We start from the raw sequence: 22908 nt of genomic DNA on the forward strand, positions 1-22908 counted from the left end.
GTCCCCACCTTCCTCCGGTTTATCACCGGCAGTCTCCCTGGAGTTCCCGACATTACTCGCTGGCAAACAAGGATAAGGGTTGCGCTCGTTGCGGGACTTAACCCAACATTTCACAACACGAGCTGACGACAGCCATGCAGCACCTGTCTCAGAGTTCCCGAAGGCACCAATTCATCTCTGAAAAGTTCTCTGGATGTCAAGAGTAGGTAAGGTTCTTCGCGTTGCATCGAATTAAACCACATGCTCCACCGCTTGTGCGGGCCCCCGTCAATTCATTTGAGTTTTAATCTTGCGACCGTACTCCCCAGGCGGTCTACTTAACGCGTTAGCTCCGAAAGCCACGGCTCAAGGCCACAACCTCCAAGTAGACATCGTTTACGGCGTGGACTACCAGGGTATCTAATCCTGTTTGCTCCCCACGCTTTCGCATCTGAGTGTCAGTATCTGTCCAGGGGGCCGCCTTCGCCACTGGTATTCCTTCAGATCTCTACGCATTTCACCGCTACACCTGAAATTCTACCCCCCTCTACAGTACTCTAGTTTGCCAGTTTCAAATGCAGTTCCGAGGTTGAGCCCCGGGCTTTCACATCTGACTTAACAAACCACCTGCATGCGCTTTACGCCCAGTAATTCCGATTAACGCTCGCACCCTCCGTATTACCGCGGCTGCTGGCACGGAGTTAGCCGGTGCTTCTTCTGCAGCTAACGTCAAGAGATGCCGCTATTAACGACACCCCCTTCCTCACTGCTGAAAGTACTTTACAACCCGAAGGCCTTCTTCATACACGCGGCATGGCTGCATCAGGCTTGCGCCCATTGTGCAATATTCCCCACTGCTGCCTCCCGTAGGAGTCTGGACCGTGTCTCAGTTCCAGTGTGGCTGATCATCCTCTCAGACCAGCTAGGGATCGTCGCCTTGGTGAGCCATTACCTCACCAACTAGCTAATCCCACCTAGGCATATCTTGACGCGAGAGGCCCGAAGGTCCCCCTCTTTGGCCCGTAGGCATCATGCGGTATTAGCCATCGTTTCCAATGGTTATCCCCCACATCAAGGCAATTTCCTAGGCATTACTCACCCGTCCGCCGCTCGACGCCGTTATCGTTCCCCGAAGGTTCAGATAACTCGTTTCCGCTCGACTTGCATGTGTTAGGCCTGCCGCCAGCGTTCAATCTGAGCCATGATCAAACTCTTCAATTTAAGATTTTGTGACTCAATGAATACTGATTACATTCCCTATTCTTACGAATAGTGACTGTGAATTGACTGTGCCGAATCTTACGATTATCGAATTGGTCACTCAGTTCATTGAAATCAAGTTGAAACCGAAGTTTCATTTTTGATATTCATCAACGAGTGCCCACACAGATTGATAGGTTTAAATTGTTAAAGAGCTTTTCCTTTTTGAGCTTCGCTCAAATCGGACGGCCATTTTAGCGATTTAAGTTTTAGTGTCAACCACTTTTTTCAAAACTTTTTTCAAGCGCTTAGCTTGGCTAATTTGGCTTGCTGGTTCGTTCTGGTTTCTTGCGAAGCCATCCCGTGTCAGCGAGGTGGCATTATAGAGATTGCGATCACATTGGCAAGCCCTTTTTTAAGTTTTTTTGCTTTTTTTAATTGTTCGATTAAAAAGAAAACAAAACGCCTCAAAAGTAAGCTTTTCTCTTATAGATTCTTGAGTTTTTCAGTGAATAAAGAGACTTTTTGCCAATTGGTGTACTCAACTTCTTTGCTGGTATCCGTTTCACCACCAGTCATTGTCATAATAAAGCGAATCATGGTTCTGTCGAAGAAGTTGTACCTAGGGTAATAGAGAGCACCTGCGAAAACACCTATTAAAGAGGGTTGCCATGGTGACTTCTTAAGAAATGTCTTTATATATGCACTGCCTTCTGGTGTATCTTTACCTTGGTCTTCTTTGCGAGCAGTTAGGTTCACGCAGAAGAACGCGACTTTATTCGATTGAAGCTGAGTGAGATTGCGCTCAATAAACTGGTACAGCTTTTTATTAAGATGACCATAACGAATAGAGGCACCAATCAGTACTTTGTCATACTGGGCGAAATCTACGTCGCCAACGGTGTGCAGATCGCGAATGTCACAATCAAACTCCACCATCTCCTCTTTTATATAGTTAAGAATCTTCTTGGTCTGCCCTTCTCGGCTTGAGTAGAGAAATAGTGCTTTTGCCACAATGGTTCCTTAGCTACGCCAGAACGTAGGCGTTAATAGAATTAATAGAGTGAAGATCTCTAAACGTCCAAACAGCATAGAGACAATCAATACCCACTTTGCTTTATCGTTAACATCACCAAAGTGGACTGCTACTTCTCCTAGGCCTGGACCCAGATTGTTCAATGTTGCCGCCACGGCAGAGAACGCACTTAGTTCGTCCATACCCGTTGCAATCAGAGCCAACATACAAACCACGAACACCAGAGCATAAGCAGAGAAGAATCCCCATACCGCATCAACAACACGTTGAGGAAGTGCCGTACCGCCAACCTTGATGGTGTAAACCGCACGTGGGTGAACCAAACGCTTCATTTCACGAGCACCTTGCAGAGTCAGCAATAGAATACGGATAACTTTCATACCGCCACCAGTCGAACCTGCACACCCGCCTATAAAAGAAGAAAATAAAAGCAGTACTGGCAAGAACAGTGGCCACTCTGAAAAGCCGGTTGTAGTAAAGCCAGCCGTGGTTGAAATAGAAACCGTCTGGAAGAGCGCTTGATCAAACGCATCATAATAAGAGTCGTAAGAGTGGTGATTCAATAGTAATAAGAAGCAAACCAGAAACAACACCGCTTGGATAAAGATAAAGGCACGAAACTCAGGATCTTTCCAATAGTACTTAGGGTGAACCCCGCCCGATGCAAATGCTGCAAAGTGAAGAGAGTAGTTACACGCAGAGATAAGCAGGAACACAACCGTGATCATGTTAATCGCAGGGCTATTGAAATAACCCATACTAGCATCATGCGTCGAGAAGCCACCGATAGCTATAGTAGAGAAACTGTGGCTAATGGCATCAAAGAAGCTCATTCCCGCTAGCCAAAACGCTACCGCACAAGCAATAGTTAAACTTAAATAGATATACCAGAGTGCTTTTGCTGTTTCTGCAATCCTCGGGGTCATCTTACTGTCTTTAACAGGACCTGGGATTTCCGCTCTATATAGCTGCATACCACCGATACCCAATACCGGTAAGATCGCTACAGCGAGTACGATGATACCCATACCACCAAACCACTGCAGGAATTGACGATAAAAAAGAATCGCTTTAGGTAAGTCATCCAGTCCAACAATAACAGTAGCACCGGTTGTGGTGAGAGCCGAGAAAGACTCAAAGAAAGCATCAGTAACCGAAACGTTTGGGTTATCTGCTATTAAAAAAGGAAGTGCACCAGCACTGCCGATTACAGTCCAGAACAGAACAACAATAAGAAAGCCGTCTCTCGCCTTTAATTCATGCTTGTGGCGACGGTTTGGAAACCAGCAGGTAGCGCCACAAAAAAGTAAAACAAAGAAGGTCGTAACAAAAGGAACACCAGCACCATCTCGATAGATCAATGCCACCAGCGCGGGTGCAAGCATTGAGACACTAAAGAGTGCTAATAATAATCCGACGATTCGAATAATTGAGCGAAATTGCATGAGCTAATGAACGAAGCGAAAGGCTTCACACTTCCTAGTTATCTTTTACTTGAGTGACCAGTGCCTTGGCACCGCTTTTATTGATCATGGTTTGAGTGAAGGCTTCGACCTGAAGCAGCTCAATCTCTATGACCATTGTGACCTGAACGCCATAATCCGCTTCAACCTCTACCGCCTGATATTGCGACATGATTGATTGGGCGATCGGCATAAACCCATAGTCTAACTCTAGGCGCAATTTTGTGGTTATTTTTTTCTCGATAGTTTGAAGCAGCTTAAGCGCTTGTTGCACACCACCGCCGTACGCCTTTACTAATCCACCTGTACCGAGCTTAATTCCACCCGAATAACGAGTCACCACGGCCGTCAGTTCCCCCACTCCAGAGCCAGACAGTTGAGCCAATATTGGTTTACCCGCCGTTCCAGAAGGTTCACCGTCATCACTGAAGCCCCACTTCATCGAGTCTTCTGGTCGCCCAGCAACAAATCCCCAGCAATTGTGTCTTGCTGCGCTATGCTCTTGTTTTATCTGATCAACAAACTGCTTAGCCGCCTCGATACTCGGTGTATGAGCAAGGTGGGTAATGAAGACACTTTTCTTAATTTCTTCTTCAAAAACAGCCGAAGCAGCCGGGATTAAATATGGTTGGTCATTCATATCATTTACTTTAGCGATCAGGGCGGCAAAGTGTATCACGGGTGAATAATAAGGGTTAGCGGATCTGTGCTAACGCACAATGTTAAACAAATGTTTAAAAAATGTATTGAAATTAGCCAGTGGTGGGTACAGACTAAAGAAACTGGTCTTACCAGGTATTCTATACTTAAAGAAAGATAACAAAATTCTCTCAAACAATCGTCGATTGTATGTCATGGAGATAGACAATGATTTACCAAGCTAACACCCTACAGGTAAAGGAATTACAAGATGGTATAGCCGAACTTAGCTTTTGTGCTCCAGCCTCTGTAAATAAGCTCGACCTTGCTACATTAGAATCACTCGACAAAGCACTTGATGCTTTAAATGACCACGCTGGACTGCGCGGCTTGATCTTAACTTCAAACAAAGATGCCTTCATCGTAGGTGCAGACATCACAGAGTTTTTGGGCCTATTCGCGAAACCAGAAGCGGAACTAGAAGAGTGGCTGATTTTTGCGAACTCTATTTTTAGCAAGCTAGAAGACCTACCTGTTCCTACCCTTTCAATGATGCGCGGTCATGCACTTGGCGGCGGTTGTGAGTGCGTACTAGCCACTGACTTCCGTATTGGCGACAAGACCACCAGCATCGGCTTACCAGAAACCAAATTAGGCATCATGCCTGGCTTTGGTGGTTGTGTACGTCTGCCACGTGTTATTGGTGCTGACAGCGCAATGGAAATCATCACGCAAGGCAAAGCATGCCGAGCAGATGAAGCACTGAAAGTTGGGTTGTTAGATGCGATTGTTGAAACTGACCAATTACTTGAATCGGCTATTAACACAGTATCTCTAGCCGCGAGCGAGAAGCTAGACTGGGTTGCTCGCCGCAAACAGAAAACCTCTGCGTTATCACTCAGCAAGCTAGAAGCAATGATGAGCTTTACTATGGCGAAAGGTCTAGTAGCTCAGAAAGCAGGTCCTCACTACCCAGCGCCGATCACATCTGTTATCGCGATTGAAGAAGCTGCTCGTTGCGATCGTGACGCTGCACTGGATATCGAGCGTAAACACTTCATTAAACTAGCGAAGTCTGAAGAAGCGAAAGCGTTGGTTGGCCTATTCCTTAACGACCAATACATCAAAGGCATCGCGAAGAAAGCTGGCAAGTCAGCGAACAAAGCCACAGAGCGTGCTGCTGTATTAGGTGCAGGTATCATGGGTGGTGGTATTGCCTACCAATCTGCGCTGAAAGGCGTGCCTGTGATGATGAAAGATATTGCTCAAGCATCACTAGATCTAGGCATGAACGAAGCATCTAAGCTTCTCAATAAACGCCTATCTCGTGGCCGCATTGATGGCTTCAAGATGGCGGGTATTCTCTCTTCTATTACTCCTAGCCTTCACTACGCAGGTATCGAGCAATCAGATGTGATTGTTGAAGCGGTAGTGGAGAACCCGAAAATTAAAGCAGCTGTGTTGAGTGAAGTGGAACAGCAGGTTAGCCCTGACACCGTGATTACTTCTAACACGTCGACGATTCCAATCAATCTACTGGCAAAATCGCTGCAACGCCCAGAAAACTTCTGTGGTATGCACTTCTTTAACCCAGTGCACCGCATGCCGCTAGTAGAGATCATCCGTGGTGAGCACACTTCAGATGAAACCATCAATCGCGTTGTCGCTTACGCGGCGAAAATGGGTAAATCACCAATTGTCGTTAACGATTGCCCAGGCTTCTTCGTTAACCGTGTTCTTTTCCCATACTTTGGCGGCTTTAGCATGTTGCTTCGCGACGGTGCTGACTTCACCAAGATCGACAAAATCATGGAACGTAAGTTTGGTTGGCCTATGGGTCCTGCTTATCTACTGGATGTGGTTGGTCTTGATACTGCGCATCACGCTCAAGATGTTATGGCACAAGGCTTCCCAGAGCGAATGGGTAAAGAAGGCCGTGACGCGATCGACGCGCTATTTGAAGCGAACAAGTTTGGTCAGAAAAATGGCAGCGGCTTCTACAGCTACAGCGTCGACAAGCGTGGTCGTCCAAAGAAAGCCTTCTCTGAAGATATCCTTCCTATCTTGGCAGACGTATGCCAAGCACCACAGGAGTTTGATGAAGAGACCATTATCCAGCGTGTGATGATTCCAATGATCAACGAAGTGGTACTGTGTCTTGAAGAAGGCATTATTGCTTCACCACAAGAAGCAGACATGGCTCTGGTTTACGGACTTGGCTTCCCTCCATTCAGAGGCGGCGTTTTCCGTTACCTAGACAGTGTGGGCATCGCGAACTTTGTTGAGACAGCGAAAGGCTACCAAGACCTTGGCGCAATGTACCAAGTACCTCAACTATTGCTTGATATGGCAGAGAAAGGCGAAAGCTTTTACGACGCTCAGCAAGCTAGCTCTCTATAACCCACATTTGGAAAAGGACTTACAAAATGAAGAACGTAGTTGTTGTTGATTGCCTTCGCACCCCAATGGGCCGTTCCAAAGGTGGCGCTTTCCGTCATACACGAGCAGAAGACCTTTCTGCACACCTGATGAAAGGCATTCTTGAGCGTAACCCGCAAGTTAACCCGAGTGAGATTGAAGATATCTACTGGGGCTGTGTCCAACAGACACTTGAGCAGGGCTTTAACGTGGCACGTAATGCTGCGCTACTTGCTGGCCTACCGATTGAAATTGGTGCTGTAACCGTTAACCGATTATGTGGTTCATCTATGCAAGCTCTGCATGATGCAACACGCTCAATCATGGTTGGCGATGCCGATATCTGTCTGATTGGTGGTGTTGAGCATATGGGCCATGTTCCTATGACGCATGGAGTGGACTTCCACCCTGGCATGTCGAAGAACGTAGCGAAAGCTGCGGGCATGATGGGTCTAACGGCAGAAATGCTTGGTAAGCTGCACGGCATCAGTCGTGAAGACCAAGATGCTTTCGCCGCACGCTCTCACGCTCGCGCACATGCTGCAACGGTTGAAGGTCGCTTTAAAAACGAGATCTTACCAACTGAAGGTCACGCGGCCGACGGTTCACTGTTCACACTCGATCATGATGAAGTGATTCGCCCAGAGACCACAGTTGAAGGCCTATCTCAGCTTCGTCCAGTATTCGATCCAGCTAACGGTACCGTAACCGCCGGTACATCATCAGCGCTGTCAGATGGTGCATCTGCGATGCTGATCATGAGCGAAGAGAAAGCTAACGAGCTTGGTTTGACGATTCGTGCTCGTGTTAAGTCAATGGCAATTGCAGGCTGTGACCCATCAATCATGGGCTACGGACCTGTTCCAGCGACTAAGAAGGCACTGAAACGTGCAGGCCTATCGATTGAAGATATGGGCGTCATTGAGCTTAACGAAGCCTTTGCAGCGCAATCTCTGCCATGTGCTAAAGATCTCGGTCTTCTGGATGTGGTCGACGAGAAAGTAAACCTCAATGGTGGTGCAATCGCACTTGGTCACCCGCTGGGTTGTTCAGGTTCGCGTATCTCAACCACCTTGATTAACCTAATGGAAGCGAAGGACGTGAAGTACGGCCTAGCAACCATGTGTATTGGTTTGGGCCAAGGTATCGCAACGGTATTTGAACGCCCTTAATCTAGAGTAACTCTAAGTTAAGAGACCAATTAATTGTCGTTAGTAGGGTAACGATAAAAATGCAGCCTTAGCCTCTAGGGCTGCATTTTTTTATCTGCCGACTTACCGATATCACAAAACTGGAACTATGCATGTGATGCATAGATTCAATGTTGACGTTTCATTATTTTTTCTTCAATTATTCAACTACAGTTATCTCAGTTTCCTAATATTCCTCCAGTGGAGAGCACCATGTTTAAAGCACTTGTACTAAACCAAGAAGACAAAAAAACGATTGCTAGCGTTTCTCAAATTGACGAGTCACAACTTCCAGAAGGCAACGTTAAGATTGATGTGAACTACTCATCTCTAAACTACAAAGATGGTCTAGCGATCACTGGTAAAGGGCGCATTATTCGTAACTTCCCTATGGTACCGGGTATCGACCTTTCAGGTGTGGTTTCTCAATCAGACGATCCTCGTTACAAAGCGGGCGACGAAGTGGTACTGACTGGTTGGGGTGTTGGTGAAGGTCACTGGGGTGGCATGGCTGAAAAAGCGAGCCTAAACGGTGACTGGTTGGTACCAATGCCAAAAGGCCTAGACGCTAAAAAAGTAATGGCGATTGGTACGGCAGGCTTCACGGCAATGTTATGTGTTCAAGCTATCGTTGATGCAGGTGTTAAGCCAGAAGACGGCGAGATTCTAGTAACAGGTTCAAGCGGTGGTGTGGGCAGTGTGTCTATCACTCTACTTAACCAACTGGGCTACAAAGTAGCAGCAGTAACAGGCCGTGCATCTGAGAACGGTGAGCTACTTAAGTCTCTAGGCGCATCGCGCATTGTTGAGCGTGCCGAGCTAGAAGAGCCAGCAAAACCACTAGAGAAACAGCTGTGGGCTGGTGCTATCGATACGGTAGGCAGCAAAGTTCTAGCAAAAGTACTGGCACAGATCGATTACAACGGCGTTGTAGCAGCATGTGGCCTAGCGGGCGGCTTCGATCTACCAACAACGGTAATGCCATTCATCCTACGTAACGTGCGTCTACAGGGTGTAGATTCAGTAATGTGTCCACGTGAGAAACGTATCAAGGCATGGGAACAGTTAGCTGAACTACTTCCAGAGTCGTTCTACCAACAAGCAACTAAAGAAGTGGCACTGGATGATGCGATCCAAGCTGCTGAAGACATTACTAACGGTCAAATCACCGGTCGTGTTGTCATCAAGCTATAGCTTTAAACACTCGAAGCTATAGAGCTTCAAGAAAAAATACAAAGGGCTGAGTTTACTCAGCCCTTTTTCATTCCGTTAACCTAGCCCAACATCAGCAATCCGCTTCTGAATCAACTCACCACACTCCTCTTTCACTACTCGTCTCAGCCATTGCTGAGAAGCTGACGAATCACAACGCGAATGCCAAATCAGTGAATAATCAAACGGCATAAACTCGAATGGTAGTGGCTTAACAACGAGGTCGTAGCGCTCTGCCACTAAATACGCGAGGTCGGCAGGCACTGTGATCACAAGAGGCATTCTATCGACGATCGCTAAAGCCGCCTCCAAATGATAGGCCCGCAGCACCATCCTTCTTGGAGGTTGATTAGCTAATGCATTATCAAGCAAGGCTTTTACGCCATCACTGATAGCAATCATCGCATGAGGCAGTGATACATAATCATTGAGGCTTAACGCGCTATCCGCCAGAGGGTGATTTTTAGAAAGCAGGCACGATACCCCAACAGGTCCTAATACTTGCTGATGCAAGGGGGCGACAGGACCTGTTGGTCGGCATATCGCCATATCAACCCGCTCAGTACTCAACTGTTTAAATAGATTCTCATGCTGAAGCGGTGCAAACTCTAACGAGATGTTTGGTGCTTGCTCATAAATCTTAGGCAGCGCATACGGAAGGATAGTTTGCATCGCGTAATCCGTGGTCGCGATCAGGAAACGTTCCGTGCAGTAGTATGGGTCAAAGTCACTCGGGCTTAACAGCTGGCGAAATGACTCTAACGGCTGATCAATACGCTGGCTAATTTCGAGTGCTCTCTTAGTCGGCAGTAGACGCTGCCCCTGGCGAGTAAAGAGGGGATCGTTAAGGAGTTCGCGAAGTCGCCCCAATACACGGCTGGTCGCAGACTGGCTGAGATTCAAACGCAAAGCGGCTTGGCTCACGCTACCCTCTTCGATCAAGACTTTAAGAGCAACCAACAGATTTAAATCTCGACGATAGATGTCTTCTAGTTCCACACGCTTACCTAATGAGCTTGTTAACAATCAATTTTGATGATTCATACCAATCACAGTAAGTAAATGTTCAGAAATAGCGCAGAAAAAAGGCTTGAGAACAAGACAGAATTTTTCGATAAGTAGTTATTCTACAATCAAAAATTCTAACGCAGTTATCGAGCATTTTAGCAAGCTAGGGCGAGCAGTTATTTACTACGATTGGTATAACATGTTTATAGCATGCTTTAGATAAAAAAAATCCCGCAATTACGCGGGGAAGCCCAAGAAAATTTGGGGATAGTGTCGGAATGTGTCGTATCGGAAAAACGTTTTGTACTTAGGTTAAATATCTTACGATTTAATGTTCCTGCTCTTCTGGCAAGCCACGCCAGCGTCGCATTTCAACCCAAATACCAATAATTGTTGCTGCTATGCCAAAGATTGGCATTAACGAGGCCTCTGCTGGTGTGCGTAACACTAACGCGCAAAAAGAGATAAAGCAGAGAACCGAATATATGGTTAATCTATCAAGTGCTGTCAACATCGCCACTCCTTAGCTAGTTGTCATTTGTTTAAGTTGTTACCAACTTGTTAAATAATTTATAGTAAATAATTCTGTTTGCCAAGCACTTATTGCATATTTTTTCTGCAGACGTATTATTCCCCTCGTTATACAGAAAGAGACACCTATCATGACATTCAATCCTGAGCTGGCCACACACACTTTAGAAGCACAAGGGCTACGCTGCCCAGAACCGGTAATGATGGTCAGGAAGACAATTCGAAACATGCAGGATGGCGATGTATTACTGGTAACGGCAGACGATCCATCAACCACACGCGACATCCCAAGTTTCTGTCGATTTATGGATCATCAACTTGTAGGACAGAATACGGATTCTGTGCCATACCAGTACTTAATCAAGAAAGGCCTAGAAGCCTAAGAAAGATTTGGTTCAGATGTAAAAAAGCCGCTCGATGAGCGGCTTTTTGTTATTCGCTATCTCGACTGCGTTGCTGCAGATTGTCGAGTTGGTGTTGAATTGAGCGTAGTTCTTTACGCATAGGGATAATATGGGCGACTCGAATCCAAGCCTCAACGGCGAGTCCGGTCATGATCATTGCACCTGCCACCATCGGCAACCACATGTCAGTTAATACCATCCCCAATAGAGTTAATGCCAAGCCAAAAGTAAACAGGTAGCTTTGGCTTTGTGGAGTGATTCCCATATAACGCGTCAACATAATCATGCCCTCGTGTTCTCAACTCACAACATTAAAATATCATGACAATTGTGACAGTGATATGTCAGTCGGCGGTACTCACACCACCTCTCTGTTAGAGTTTGAACTGCAACACAGAATGCAGATCGCAGCGCAAAAATTGGCACGCTTATAATTATAGATTGATAGATATGGCGATAGATTCTCCAGCAAAACAGGGAACCTATCGCCGAGAAATCATCAATAGATTGCGGCTGCGATAGCTAAGCCAACAAACAGCAGAGCAGTGATCTTGCGAATCAACGCCAGTGGCATCTTATCGGCTGACAATTTGCCGATCACCACTACAGGCACGTTGGCTAATAACATACCAATCGTGGTGCCTAAGATAACCCACAGCAGCGCATCAGCATACTGAGCCCCTAGGATTGAAGTGGCTATCTGAGTCTTATCACCAATTTCAGCAATGAAGAACGCAATAAAGCTTGCGACAAACGGACCACGGCTGGAGATCTCCTCATCGTCATCAAGCTTATCTGGGATTAGAATCCAACCCGCCATCGCCAAAAAGCTCACCACCACAACCCATTTAAGGACTTCTGGCGATAAGTAATCGGATACAACAACACCTAACCAAGCCGCTAGGGCATGATTGGCAATAGTGGCAAAGAAGATTGCAGCAATAATCGGTATCGGCTTGCGATAACGGCTGGCTAACAGAAGAGAGAGTAACTGTGTCTTATCACCGATCTCGGCCAAGGCAACAGTTGTAATAGAGATTGCTAAAACGCTCACGACATGCTCATTTGGGGCGGGATTATTATTTTAACCGTAGACAAACCTCGCGCCCCACCCCGGTTCACGATGTTTGTCTAAGGTCTTGCTAAACGATGTCGACTTATGTGTTGTTGTGGTCGATTGTCGTCTCGAACGCCATGATGATTTTGCATCAATTATGTTGACGAACGAACCTATTATCCCAGTGTTGATAAATAGGTAAGCTACTCCCCAAAGACGGCGTGATTTTAGCGAGCCCCCTCCTCTAAAACAAGCTGAAAAGTGACTAAAAATTCCCGTTAAGTCGAAAAAAGAAGATTAAAGGGTAAAAAATCCATTAAAAGAGATTTAAGGCTATTAATTAAACAAGATTAACGCTACTCGCTGGGCAAATATCTGGGTATACTTGATTGTTATTTTTCAAATCATTTATAAGAATCGCGCGAACCTGACTATGCAAAAATTCGATATCAAAACCTTCCAGGGAATGATCCTCGCGCTGCAGGATTACTGGGCACAAAACGGTTGTACCATTGTTCAACCTCTAGATATGGAAGTAGGTGCTGGCACCTCTCACCCAATGACATGTCTACGTGCACTTGGCCCAGAGCCAATGTCTACGGCATACGTTCAACCTTCACGTCGTCCGACCGATGGTCGCTACGGTGAAAACCCGAACCGTCTGCAGCACTACTATCAGTTCCAAGTAGCTCTAAAACCATCTCCAGATAACATTCAGGAGTTGTACCTAGGCTCACTTGAAGTACTTGGTATCGACCCGCTAGTACACGACATTCGTTTCGTAGAAGACAACTGGGAAAACCCAACGCTAGGCGCATGGGGTCTTGGTTGGGAAGTATGGCTAAACGGTATGGAAGTAACTCAATTTACTTACTTCCAGCAAGTTGGTGGCCTTGAGTGTAAGCCTGTTACTGGTGAGATCACTTACGGTATCGAACGTCTAGCTATGTACATCCAAGAAGTAGACTCTGTTTACGATCTAGTGTGGAACATCGCACCAGACGGCAGCAAAGTGACTTACGGTGATATCTTCCACCAGAACGAAGTTGAGCAATCAACTTACAACTTCGAGCACGCAGACGTAGATTTCCTATTCACGTTCTTTGATCAGTGTGAGAAAGAGTGTAAAGAGCTACTTGAGCTTGAGAAGCCACTTCCGCTTCCAGCTTACGAGCGCATTCTAAAAGCTGGCCACGCATTCAACATCCTTGATGCGCGTAAAGCTATCTCTGTAACAGAGCGCCAACGTTACATCCTTCGTATCCGCAACCTGACTAAATCAGTTGCAGAAGCATACTACGCATCGCGTGAAGCACTTGGCTTCCCAATGTGCAAGAAGGACGAGGAGAAGTAATCATGGCTAAAGAATTTCTAATTGAACTGGGTACTGAAGAGCTACCACCAACGCAGCTTCGTACTCTAGCAGAAGCTTTCGCTGCAAACTTCGAAGCAGAGCTTAAAGGCGCCGACCTAGCACACGAAGGTGTGAAATGGTACGCGGCTCCTCGTCGTCTAGCACTTAAGGTTGCTGGTCTTGCTGAAGGTCAAGCTGACAAAGTGGTTGAGAAGCGTGGTCCTGCGGTTTCTGTGGCATTCGATGCTGACGGTAACGCTACTAAAGCAGCTCAAGGTTGGGCTCGTGGTAACGGTATTACTGTTGAGCAAGCTGACCGTCTAGTAACAGACAAAGGCGAATGGCTTCTTTTCAAACAAGAAGTAAAAGGTCAAGCAACTACTGAAATCGTTGTTGAGCTAGCAGCAAAAGCACTGGGTAACCTACCAATCGCTAAGCCAATGCGTTGGGGCAACAAGACGACTCAGTTCATTCGTCCAGTTAAGACGCTAACTATGCTGATGGGCTCTGACCTTATCGAAGGCGAGATCCTAGGCGTAGCCTCTGACCGCACTATCCGTGGTCACCGCTTCATGGGTGAGCAAGAGTTCACTATCGATTCTGCAGAGCAATACCCAGCGATCCTAGAAGAGCGCGGTAAAGTAATGGCAGATTACGAAGCGCGTAAAGCGATCATCCTTGCTGACTCGCAAAAAGCAGCAGCAGCGGTTGGCGGTACAGCGGATCTAGAAGATGACCTAGTAGAAGAAGTAACGTCTCTGGTTGAATGGCCAGTTGTTCTTACTGCTAAGTTTGAAGAAGAGTTCCTGAAGGTGCCTTCTGAAGCGTTGGTTTACACCATGAAAGGTGACCAGAAGTACTTCCCTGTTTACGATGACAACAAGAAGCTACTACCTAACTTCATCTTCGTTTCAAACATCGAATCTAAAGAGCCTCGCTACGTAATTGAAGGTAACGAGAAGGTTGTACGTCCACGTCTAGCGGATGCGGAATTCTTCTTCAACACTGACCGTAAGCGTCCTCTTATCGACCGTCTACCTGAACTAGACCAAGCAATCTTCCAGAAGCAGCTTGGTACTATCAAAGACAAGACAGACCGCATCACAGAACTTGCTGGCTACATCGCTGAGCAAATCGACGCTGACGTTGAAAAGTCTAAGCGTGCTGGTCTTCTAGCGAAGTGTGACCTAATGACCTCAATGGTATTTGAATTTACAGATACTCAGGGTGTGATGGGCATGCACTACGCGACTCACGATGGTGAAGACGAGCAAGTTGCACTAGCGCTTTACGAGCAATACATGCCTCGTTTCGCGGGTGACGATCTACCAAGCACTGGTATCTCTTCTGCGGTAGCAATGGCAGACAAGCTAGACACTATCGTAGGTATCTTCGGTATTGGTCAAGCACCTAAGGGTTCTGACCCATTCGCACTTCGTCGTGCATCTCTAGGTGTGCTACGCATCATCGTAGAAAACGGCTACAGCCTAGACCTAACTGACCTAATTGCTAAGGCTCAGTCTTTGTTCGGCGATAAGCTTACAAACGCGAACGTTGCCAACGACGTAATCGACTTCATGCTTGGCCGTTTCAACGCATGGTACAAAGACGAAGGCTTCAGCGTGGATATTATCCAAGCTGTACTGGCTAACCGTCCAACTAAACCAGCAGACTTCGATCAGCGCGTGAAAGCGGTATCTCACTTCCGTGAGCTAGAAGCAGCAGAAGCACTAGCAGCAGCGAACAAGCGTGTAGGTAACATCCTAGCGAAATTCGACGGCGAACTAGCAGCAGAAATCGACCTTGCTCTTCTACAAGAAGACGCAGAGAAGACGCTAGCAGAAAGCGTTGAAGTGATGACTGAAGCTCTAGAGCCAGCATTTGCGACAGGTAACTACCAAGAAGCACTAAGCAAGCTAGCTGACCTACGTGAGCCAGTTGATGCATTCTTCGATAACGTAATGGTTATGGCTGACGACGAAGCACTTAAGAAGAACCGTCTAACGCTATTGAACAACCTACGTAACCTGTTCCTACAGATTGCTGACATCTCTCTACTGCAAAAATAAGTACGAGTGAGACAGCTGTTCAAAGCGATGCTCTGAGCAACGAAAGGTAAATACCCAAAGGGAAGCGCATGCTTCCCTTTTTGTTTTTGTGAACTCGGTATTTATTTGTAGAGGTAATAACCATAACTCGATTGTATTAGTCCTCAGAATGTAGATCCCAACCTTTGATATAACGAGAGTCTTATTCGGGGAAGGATACAATGAAGAAGACCACTCTCGCGCTCTCAATTCTTGCACTCAGCGCATGCAGCCAAACCAGCGACAATCCACTACTGTTGACCATTGATGATCAGGCGCTACCCTTTCAATCAACAGGACAAGGTACATTGATTGCCGAGCACGAGCTCAGCAAAGGCACACACACCTTTTCTATTAGCGATGCCGCGCAAACCTGTGGCACAAGCTACGCCTTGGCAGAAGAGAGCCGAGTGAAATTTAATAAACCTCTGCGTGTCGACGACTGCGCGGAAGAGTCTCAAATAGATATCAAGGTATTCAGGGCCAATACCTACCAATTTACCCTCAACCCACAATCCAATGAACTGATAGTTAAGGTCAAGCCGAAACAGAAGAAGGTTCAGAGCTTCACATGTCCAGTGACAAGCGACTCACCGACCACCGTCGATGTCACTAAGACCTTTGCAGATGGCACCTTGTTACGTGATGCACTCTCTGGCCAACAAGCGACAGTGACCAACGGCACGATCAGCATGAAACCGGCCAACTCAAGCCAAGGGCTCCTTTTGCTTGAAGAGGTTGAGTCAGCCGAAAAATCGACGTTTAGTTGGGATAATGCCACGGTTTACTTCGTCATGACCGACCGCTTTTATAATGGCAACCCAGACAATGACAACAGCTATGGCCGTAGCAAAGATGGCCAAGATGAGGTTGGTACCTTCCACGGCGGTGACCTAGCAGGCTTAACCGAGAAGCTCGACTACATCGAATCGCTCGGGGCTAACGCTATCTGGATTACATCTCCTTTAGAGCAAATTCATGGCTGGGTTGGCGGTGGCGACCGTGGTGACTTTAAGCACTACGCGTACCATGGCTACTACCACCAAGATTGGACCAAGCTCGATGACAACATGGGGAGCGAAGACGAGCTTAGAACCTTCATCGACACCGCTCACAGTAAAGGTATCCGCGTGATTTGGGATGTGGTGATGAACCACACCGGATACGCAACCCTCGCCGACATGCAGGAGTTTGATTTCGGTAAACTCAACCTCAGTGACCAAGAAGCACAGCAGACGCTTGGTAAAAATTGGACAGACTGGCAGCCAAAAGAGGGACAAAACTGGCACTACTTCAATAACTACATCTCCTACAGTGACCAAGAAGCGTGGGAGAAATGGTGGGGTAAGGCATGGCTACGCAGCGATATTGGCGCCTATGATTCACCTGGCTACAACAACATCACTATGTCACTTGCGCACCTGCCAGATCTAAAAACCGAATCCACAGAGCTGACAGGGCACCCTAATTTCTACGCTAACAAAGAGACCAACGCTGAAGATGTGCAGCGTACACCTCGCCAACACCTAATCACTTGGCTTTCAGACTGGGTGAGAGAGTATGGCGTTGATGGTTTCCGCGTCGATACCGCCAAACACGTCGAACTTGATGCCTGGGCAGAGCTAAAAGAGAGCACCACTCAAGCACTCGCAGAATGGAAACAGAACAACCCAGACAAAGCATTGGATGATTTACCATTCTGGATGACAGGTGAAGTATGGGCGCATAGCGTTGTGAAATCGGATTACTTCGCTAACGGGTTTGATTCGATCATCAACTTCGAATTCCAGAGTGATATCGCACCAAAGGCGCTTAAGTGTTTGTCTGACCTCGACGCTGATTATCTTCGCTACGCAGAAAAGATCAACGGCGATAGTGAGTTCAATGTTCTGAGTTACCTATCATCACACGATACCTCTCTGTTCTGGACACAACATGGTAGCGATTTTGCGAAACAGACTCGAGCAGCGAACGCGTTGATGCTGGCTCCAGGCGCAGTACAGATCTATTACGGCGATGAAGTTGCGCGCGACTTCGGCCCAACCGGCTCCGACCCAATGCAGGGCACACGTTCTGCGATGCCTTGGGACCAAATCAATGGGGAGCGTGCAGAGCTACTTGAGCATTGGCAGGCACTCGGTCAATTCCGTCAGCGTCACCCAGCAGTTGCACAAGGCAAACATATCCTGCGTAACAGCGAGGGCTACTATGCCTTCGAGCGCCAATATCAAGATGACAAGGTGCTCGTGGTTTATACCGGCTCGAAATAAATCACGCTGGAAATAAATCATAAAAACAAAAGGAGAAGCACAGGCTTCTCCTTTTTTGATCCTAAAAACCGGATTCAATAAGCAAACGGTTACTCATAATTCAAACTTTATAGAAGTTTTTTACGTGTTAGAGCATTTGGCGCTATGCGTCGCAAAAACATTGCGGTATGTTCAAGGAATACACTGATGGCAGACATAAGGTCTGTCTTAATGACACATAACAAGCAATCACAATGAATTAGGTAAAATAAGTAATGCAATTCTCTCAATTTGGTGAAAAATTTAATCAGTACTCAGGTATTACGCAGTTAATGGATGATTTGAATGATGGTCTACGCACTCCAGGTGCCATCATGCTCGGTGGTGGTAACCCAGCAGCCATTCCTGCCATGCTCGACTACTTTCACCAAGCCAGTGGAGAACTCCTCGCCAGTGGGGCCCTGATCAATGCCCTCGCTAACTATGATGGACCGCAGGGCAAAGATGTTTTCGTAAAAGCGTTAGCCGCTCTACTGAAAGAGACCTATGGCTGGAACATCAGCGAAAAGAACATCAGCCTTACCAATGGCAGCCAAAGCGGCTTCTTCTACCTATTCAACCTGCTTGCGGGTAAGCAGCCAGACGGCTCACACAAAAAGATCCTACTACCATTGGCACCGGAGTACATCGGTTACGGCGATGCCGGAATAGATGAAAACATCTTTATCTCTTACCACCCAGAAATTGAGATGCTTGATGATCGCATGTTCAAGTACCACGTCGACTTTGAAGAGCTCAAAGTGGATGAGTCGGTAGCGGCTATCTGTGCTTCACGCCCAACCAACCCAACGGGCAACGTACTAACAGATGAAGAGATCCGCAAGCTAGATAAACTGGCGCGTGACAATAACATCCCTCTGATCATTGATAATGCCTACGGCTTGCCGTTTCCAAACATCATCTTTGAGGATGTAGAGCCTTTCTGGAACGAGAACACCATCCTATGCATGAGCCTGTCTAAGCTTGGTTTACCAGGTGTGCGTTGCGGTATCGTGATTGCGAGTGAAGAAGTCACGCAAGCGATGACCAATATGAATGGCATCATCAGTTTGGCGCCGGGCAGCATCGGCCCTGCACTTGCGCATCATATGATTGAGAAAGGCGACCTGCTTGAGCTGAGTGAGAACACCATCAAGCCATTCTACCGTCAGAAATCTCTGCGAGCTGTCGAGCTGCTGCAACAAGCGATCACCGACGAGCGCTTCCGCATTCACAAACCAGAGGGCGCGATGTTCTTGTGGCTATGGTTTGATGAACTGCCAATCACAACCATGGAGCTTTACAAACGTCTGAAAGCTCGCGGGGTATTGATTGTTCCAGGTGAGTACTTCTTTATTGGTCAAGAGGATGACTGGGACCATGCCCATCAATGTCTGCGTATGAACTACGTACAAGACGATGAGATGATGCAGAAAGGCATTAAGATTATCGCTGAAGAAGTGGAAAAGGCTTACAGTGAAAGCAAATAGAGATTCCCTACTCGGTCGTTCCTCCCTCTAGGGAATGACGCTAACAGAGCAAATAAAAAAGAGCACCTCACGAGGTGCTCTTTCACTCTTATTTCCCGATAATTTTTGTCACTTGAATACCCTAAATAATTGGGGATTCAGCTAGGCGACTAGAAAATTCAGCCCTATGAGCATAGGGAACCTATGTGATTAGGGGGAATTTACGACGTCAACAACGCTGTAGCTTCAAGTATGACGGGTATTAGCCTTCGATTAGACCATTACCATTAATAGCAATCTTACGTGGTTGCATCGCTTCTGGGATTTCGCGTTCTAGATCAATGTGCAATAGACCGTTTTCCATGCTCGCACCAACTACTTTTACGTAGTCAGCCAGTTGGAATTTACGCTCGAAATCACGCTCTGCGATACCCTGGTACACATAGGTTTTTTCTGCTTCTGGTTTACGCTCACCTTTAACAATCAGCATGTTCTCTTTTTGAGTTAGGTCTAGCTGTTCTTCAGCAAAGCCTGCAACTGCCATAGTAATACGGTAGTTGTTCTCATCTTTCTGCTCGATATTGTATGGAGGGTAACCGCCAGAAGAGTTCTTCGATGTGTTCGCTTCCATCATGTTGAATAGACGATCGAAGCCAATTGCGTTGCGGTATAGTGGAGTGAAATCTACAGTTCTCATAATGCTATCCTTTTAGTAAGCAATAGTCTTAGTCGTGAGTTTGCACGGATCAATAGTGTGTTCAATCGCTGCCGACTAAGGGATTTATCCGCTACTCCTCGGGTTCTGATAACGCTGGGACGTAGTAATAAATCAGTTCAATTGTGTGCCTTCAAGGTTATCCTCTCCTGAGCGATACCTGTTCAGCGTTCCGAAGGGTCTGTTTCTTCTCTCTTGAGCAAGACAGTCATCCTCTTCACAACTAGATATATGGATTGAGCAAAATAATTTCAAGGGATCGAGCTAAAAAATTTTTCTACGCGCTTCTAGATATCCCCAACTCGGTCGTTCCTTCCTCTTGAGGATGACGAACCAACCTATTGAAAGATAATAAAAATATCGGCAATAAAAAAGACTGCCATTTATGGCAGTCTTTTAAAATTTTCAGATTGTTTTTTAGGACAATCTACACATCCAGGTTAGCAACCTTCAATGCGTTTTCCTCGATGAAGTTGCGACGCGGCTCAACTTGGTCACCCATTAGTGTGGTGAACAGCTGGTCTGCACCGACTGCATCTTCGATCGTTACTTGCATCATGCGACGCGTTTCTGGGTCCATAGTGGTTTCCCAAAGCTGATCTGGGTTCATCTCACCTAGACCTTTGTATCGCTGTAGGCTTAGACCACGACGAGACTCTTTCACTAACCAGTTCAGAGCATCAACAAAGTTGTTCACCTCTTGAGTACGCTCACCACGTTTGATGTATGCGCCCTCTTCGATTAGACCATCTAGAGCCTCAGATAGGCTTGCTAGCTTGTCGTACTCTTTCGAGTTGAACAGCTCAACACTCAATGCGTGCTCGTGTGTAACACCGTGTGTACGAACAACAACTTTAGGTAGGCTTAGACCTAGCTCTTCGTGTTTCTCAACTTCTAGTGAGTACTGGCTTGCGCCGACTTCTTTCGCATTCAGTTGCTCAACAAGCTGTTTGCCCCACGCTTCAACTGCCGCTTCGTCGTGACACTGCTCTGCCGTTAGGCGTGGCATGTAGATCATTTCGTGCATCAGTGCGTGTGGGTAACGACGGCTCATACGCTCCACCAGCTTAATGCCAGAGTTGTATTGTTGAACCAGCTTCTCTAGCGCTTCACCTGCCAATGCTGGCGCATCTGCATTTACGTGAAGTGCTGCGTTATCAAGAGCCAATGCCACTTGGTATTGGTTCATTGCGTCTTCGTCTTTGATGTATTGCTCTTGCTTACCTTTCTTCACTTTGTAAAGCGGTGGCTGAGCGATGTACACGTAGCCGCGCTCGATAAGCTCAGGCATTTGACGGTAGAAGAAGGTCAACAGTAGCGTACGAATGTGCGAACCATCGACGTCGGCATCGGTCATGATGATGATGTTGTGGTAACGCAGTTTATCTGGGTTGTACTCATCGCGACCAATACCACAGCCAAGTGCTGTGATCAGCGTTGCTACTTCTTGTGAAGATAGCATCTTATCGAAGCGCGCCTTTTCAACGTTCAGGATCTTACCTTTCAGCGGTAGGATAGCCTGGTTCTTACGGTTACGGCCTTGTTTTGCGGAGCCGCCTGCCGAGTCACCCTCCACTATGTATAGTTCAGAGAGTGCTGGATCTTTTTCCTGACAGTCAGCCAGTTTACCTGGTAGGCCTGCTAGGTCTAACGCGCCTTTACGACGAGTCATTTCACGAGCTTTACGCGCTGCATCACGTGCACGTGCTGCATCGATGATCTTAGTACAAACCGTTTTCGCTTCCGCTGGGTTCTCAATTAGGAACTCAGACAGCTTCTCACCCATCGCCTGCTCAACCGCAGATTTCACTTCAGAAGAAACCAGCTTGTCTTTAGTTTGGCTTGAGAACTTAGGATCTGGCACTTTCACCGAGATAACCGCAGTTAGACCTTCACGTGCATCATCACCTGAAGTCGCTGTCTTCGCTTTCTTAGAGAAGCCTTCTTTATCCATGAAGCTGTTCAGTGTACGCGTTAGCGCTGCACGGAAGCCCGCAAGGTGAGTACCACCATCGCGTTGAGGGATGTTGTTGGTGAAACAGTAGATATTCTCTTGGTAGCCATCATTCCATTGCATCGCTACTTCGACAGTGATGCCATCATCACGCTCGTTATCGAAGTGGAAGATTTTCTGGATGATTGGTGTTTTGTTGGTGTTTAGGTGCTCAACAAACGCTTGGATACCACCTTCAAACATGAAGTGGTCACCTTTGTCTTCCTCACGCTCATCACGCAGCTTGATCGATACGCCTGAGTTTAGGAAAGAAAGCTCACGCAGACGCTTCGCTAGAATGTCGTAGTGGAATTCGGTGTTAGAGAACGTCTCTTCACTTGGCCAGAAACGAATCTCTGTACCCGTTTTGTCCGTTTCACCAATCACAGCTAGTGGTGCTTGAGGCTCACCGTGGTGATAGGTTTGAGTATGGATTTGACCACCGCGGTGGATAGTAAGAGTAACCTGCTTCGACAGTGCGTTTACTACAGAAACACCTACACCGTGCAGACCACCCGATACCTTGTATGAGTTGTCATCGAACTTACCACCCGCGTGAAGAACCGTCATGATTACTTCCGCTGCAGATACCTGCTCTTCTGGGTGCATTTCGGTAGGGATACCACGGCCGTCATCGCGAACAGAAACCGAGTTATCGTCATGAATAGTAACAATGATGTCATTACAGTGACCAGCAAGTGCTTCATCAATAGAGTTATCTACCACCTCGAAGACCATGTGGTGCAGACCGGTACCATCATCCGTGTCGCCAATGTACATTCCAGGACGCTTACGTACCGCATCCAGACCCTTCAGTACCTTAATACTCGATGAATCGTAATTATCTGACATAGTTACTCTCTGA

The 22908-nt window shown here is 46.9% G+C and carries 17 protein-coding genes and 1 rRNA gene; 8 read left to right on the forward strand and 10 right to left on the reverse strand.

Annotated elements, in window-relative coordinates; genetic code table 11:
* From AC6R05_RS09785 to AC6R05_RS09800, 4 genes are all read right to left on the reverse strand, one after another.
* Nucleotides 1–1200: ribosomal RNA gene (locus AC6R05_RS09785) — 16S ribosomal RNA — on the reverse strand; the annotation flags it as partial.
* A gap of 465 nt (nucleotides 1201–1665) precedes the next feature.
* Nucleotides 1666–2193, reverse strand: coding sequence for a menaquinone-dependent protoporphyrinogen IX dehydrogenase (hemG, locus tag AC6R05_RS09790; protein WP_500647251.1), 528 nt, complete (start codon nucleotides 2191–2193; stop codon nucleotides 1666–1668).
* 9 nt (nucleotides 2194–2202) lie between these two features.
* A complete protein-coding gene (locus AC6R05_RS09795) occupies nucleotides 2203–3660 on the reverse strand; it encodes a TrkH family potassium uptake protein (RefSeq protein ID WP_032548605.1) in 1458 nt (485 codons plus the stop codon).
* Nucleotides 3661–3694: 34 nt separating this feature from the next.
* Nucleotides 3695–4318: a YigZ family protein gene (locus tag AC6R05_RS09800; RefSeq protein WP_150870596.1), complete on the reverse strand. Its 624-nt coding sequence runs from the start codon at nucleotides 4316–4318 to the stop codon at nucleotides 3695–3697.
* Nucleotides 4319–4545: 227 nt separating this feature from the next.
* Here AC6R05_RS09800 and fadB point away from each other — a divergent pair, with 227 nt between their 5' ends.
* The 3 genes from fadB (at nucleotide 4546) to acuI (ending at nucleotide 9119) form a co-directional block, all read left to right on the forward strand.
* Nucleotides 4546–6717 (forward strand): fatty acid oxidation complex subunit alpha FadB, encoded by a 2172-nt coding sequence (gene fadB / locus AC6R05_RS09805; protein WP_150896038.1) that lies wholly within the window; start codon nucleotides 4546–4548, stop codon nucleotides 6715–6717.
* Between the two features lie 26 nt (nucleotides 6718–6743).
* Complete coding sequence (gene fadA, locus AC6R05_RS09810) at nucleotides 6744–7907, forward strand: acetyl-CoA C-acyltransferase FadA (RefSeq protein ID WP_032548608.1); 1164 nt, start codon at nucleotides 6744–6746, stop codon at nucleotides 7905–7907.
* Nucleotides 7908–8138: 231 nt separating this feature from the next.
* Complete coding sequence (gene acuI, locus AC6R05_RS09815) at nucleotides 8139–9119, forward strand: acrylyl-CoA reductase (NADPH) (RefSeq protein ID WP_261882320.1); 981 nt, start codon at nucleotides 8139–8141, stop codon at nucleotides 9117–9119.
* Between the two features lie 75 nt (nucleotides 9120–9194).
* Here the strand turns inward: acuI and AC6R05_RS09820 are convergent, their stop codons facing one another.
* Together AC6R05_RS09820 and AC6R05_RS09825 are read right to left on the reverse strand one after the other, a co-directional pair.
* Nucleotides 9195–10136: a LysR family transcriptional regulator gene (locus AC6R05_RS09820; RefSeq protein WP_150870603.1), complete on the reverse strand. Its 942-nt coding sequence runs from the start codon at nucleotides 10134–10136 to the stop codon at nucleotides 9195–9197.
* A gap of 337 nt (nucleotides 10137–10473) precedes the next feature.
* Nucleotides 10474–10659, reverse strand: coding sequence for a hypothetical protein (locus AC6R05_RS09825; RefSeq protein ID WP_032548611.1), 186 nt, complete (start codon nucleotides 10657–10659; stop codon nucleotides 10474–10476).
* Between the two features lie 148 nt (nucleotides 10660–10807).
* Between AC6R05_RS09825 and tusA the strand changes: the two genes are divergently transcribed.
* Nucleotides 10808–11059 carry a sulfurtransferase TusA gene (gene tusA / locus AC6R05_RS09830; RefSeq protein WP_032548612.1) on the forward strand — a complete coding sequence of 84 codons (252 nt, stop codon included), beginning with the start codon at nucleotides 10808–10810 and terminating at the stop codon, nucleotides 11057–11059.
* A 49-nt stretch (nucleotides 11060–11108) separates the two neighbouring features.
* Here tusA and AC6R05_RS09835 read toward each other — a convergent pair whose 3' ends face one another.
* A complete protein-coding gene (locus tag AC6R05_RS09835) occupies nucleotides 11109–11366 on the reverse strand; it encodes a hypothetical protein (protein WP_084181750.1) in 258 nt (85 codons plus the stop codon).
* A 213-nt stretch (nucleotides 11367–11579) separates the two neighbouring features.
* Nucleotides 11580–12134: a TMEM165/GDT1 family protein gene (locus tag AC6R05_RS09840; RefSeq protein ID WP_032548613.1), complete on the reverse strand. Its 555-nt coding sequence runs from the start codon at nucleotides 12132–12134 to the stop codon at nucleotides 11580–11582.
* Nucleotides 12135–12570: 436 nt separating this feature from the next.
* Here AC6R05_RS09840 and glyQ point away from each other — a divergent pair, with 436 nt between their 5' ends.
* From glyQ to AC6R05_RS09860, 4 genes are all read left to right on the forward strand, one after another.
* Nucleotides 12571–13491 carry a glycine--tRNA ligase subunit alpha gene (glyQ, locus tag AC6R05_RS09845; RefSeq protein ID WP_032548614.1) on the forward strand — a complete coding sequence of 307 codons (921 nt, stop codon included), beginning with the start codon at nucleotides 12571–12573 and terminating at the stop codon, nucleotides 13489–13491.
* Nucleotides 13492–13493: 2 nt separating this feature from the next.
* Nucleotides 13494–15560 carry a glycine--tRNA ligase subunit beta gene (gene glyS / locus AC6R05_RS09850; RefSeq protein WP_500647252.1) on the forward strand — a complete coding sequence of 689 codons (2067 nt, stop codon included), beginning with the start codon at nucleotides 13494–13496 and terminating at the stop codon, nucleotides 15558–15560.
* A gap of 200 nt (nucleotides 15561–15760) precedes the next feature.
* A complete protein-coding gene (locus AC6R05_RS09855) occupies nucleotides 15761–17848 on the forward strand; it encodes an alpha-amylase (RefSeq protein WP_500647253.1) in 2088 nt (695 codons plus the stop codon).
* A 254-nt stretch (nucleotides 17849–18102) separates the two neighbouring features.
* Nucleotides 18103–19356 (forward strand): valine--pyruvate transaminase, encoded by a 1254-nt coding sequence (locus tag AC6R05_RS09860; RefSeq protein WP_500647254.1) that lies wholly within the window; start codon nucleotides 18103–18105, stop codon nucleotides 19354–19356.
* 241 nt (nucleotides 19357–19597) lie between these two features.
* Here AC6R05_RS09860 and AC6R05_RS09865 read toward each other — a convergent pair whose 3' ends face one another.
* Both AC6R05_RS09865 and gyrB read right to left on the reverse strand, forming a co-directional pair.
* The gene (locus tag AC6R05_RS09865; RefSeq protein WP_032548618.1) at nucleotides 19598–20032 is read right to left on the reverse strand and encodes an Hsp20 family protein; all 435 of its coding nucleotides are present in this window, start codon (nucleotides 20030–20032) and stop codon (nucleotides 19598–19600) included.
* 445 nt (nucleotides 20033–20477) lie between these two features.
* Nucleotides 20478–22895, reverse strand: coding sequence for a DNA topoisomerase (ATP-hydrolyzing) subunit B (gyrB, locus tag AC6R05_RS09870; protein ID WP_032548619.1), 2418 nt, complete (start codon nucleotides 22893–22895; stop codon nucleotides 20478–20480).
* Nucleotides 22896–22908 lie beyond the last annotated feature (13 nt).

It is taken from the genome of Vibrio sp. R11-SG3-ISO9 (assembly GCF_059834255.1).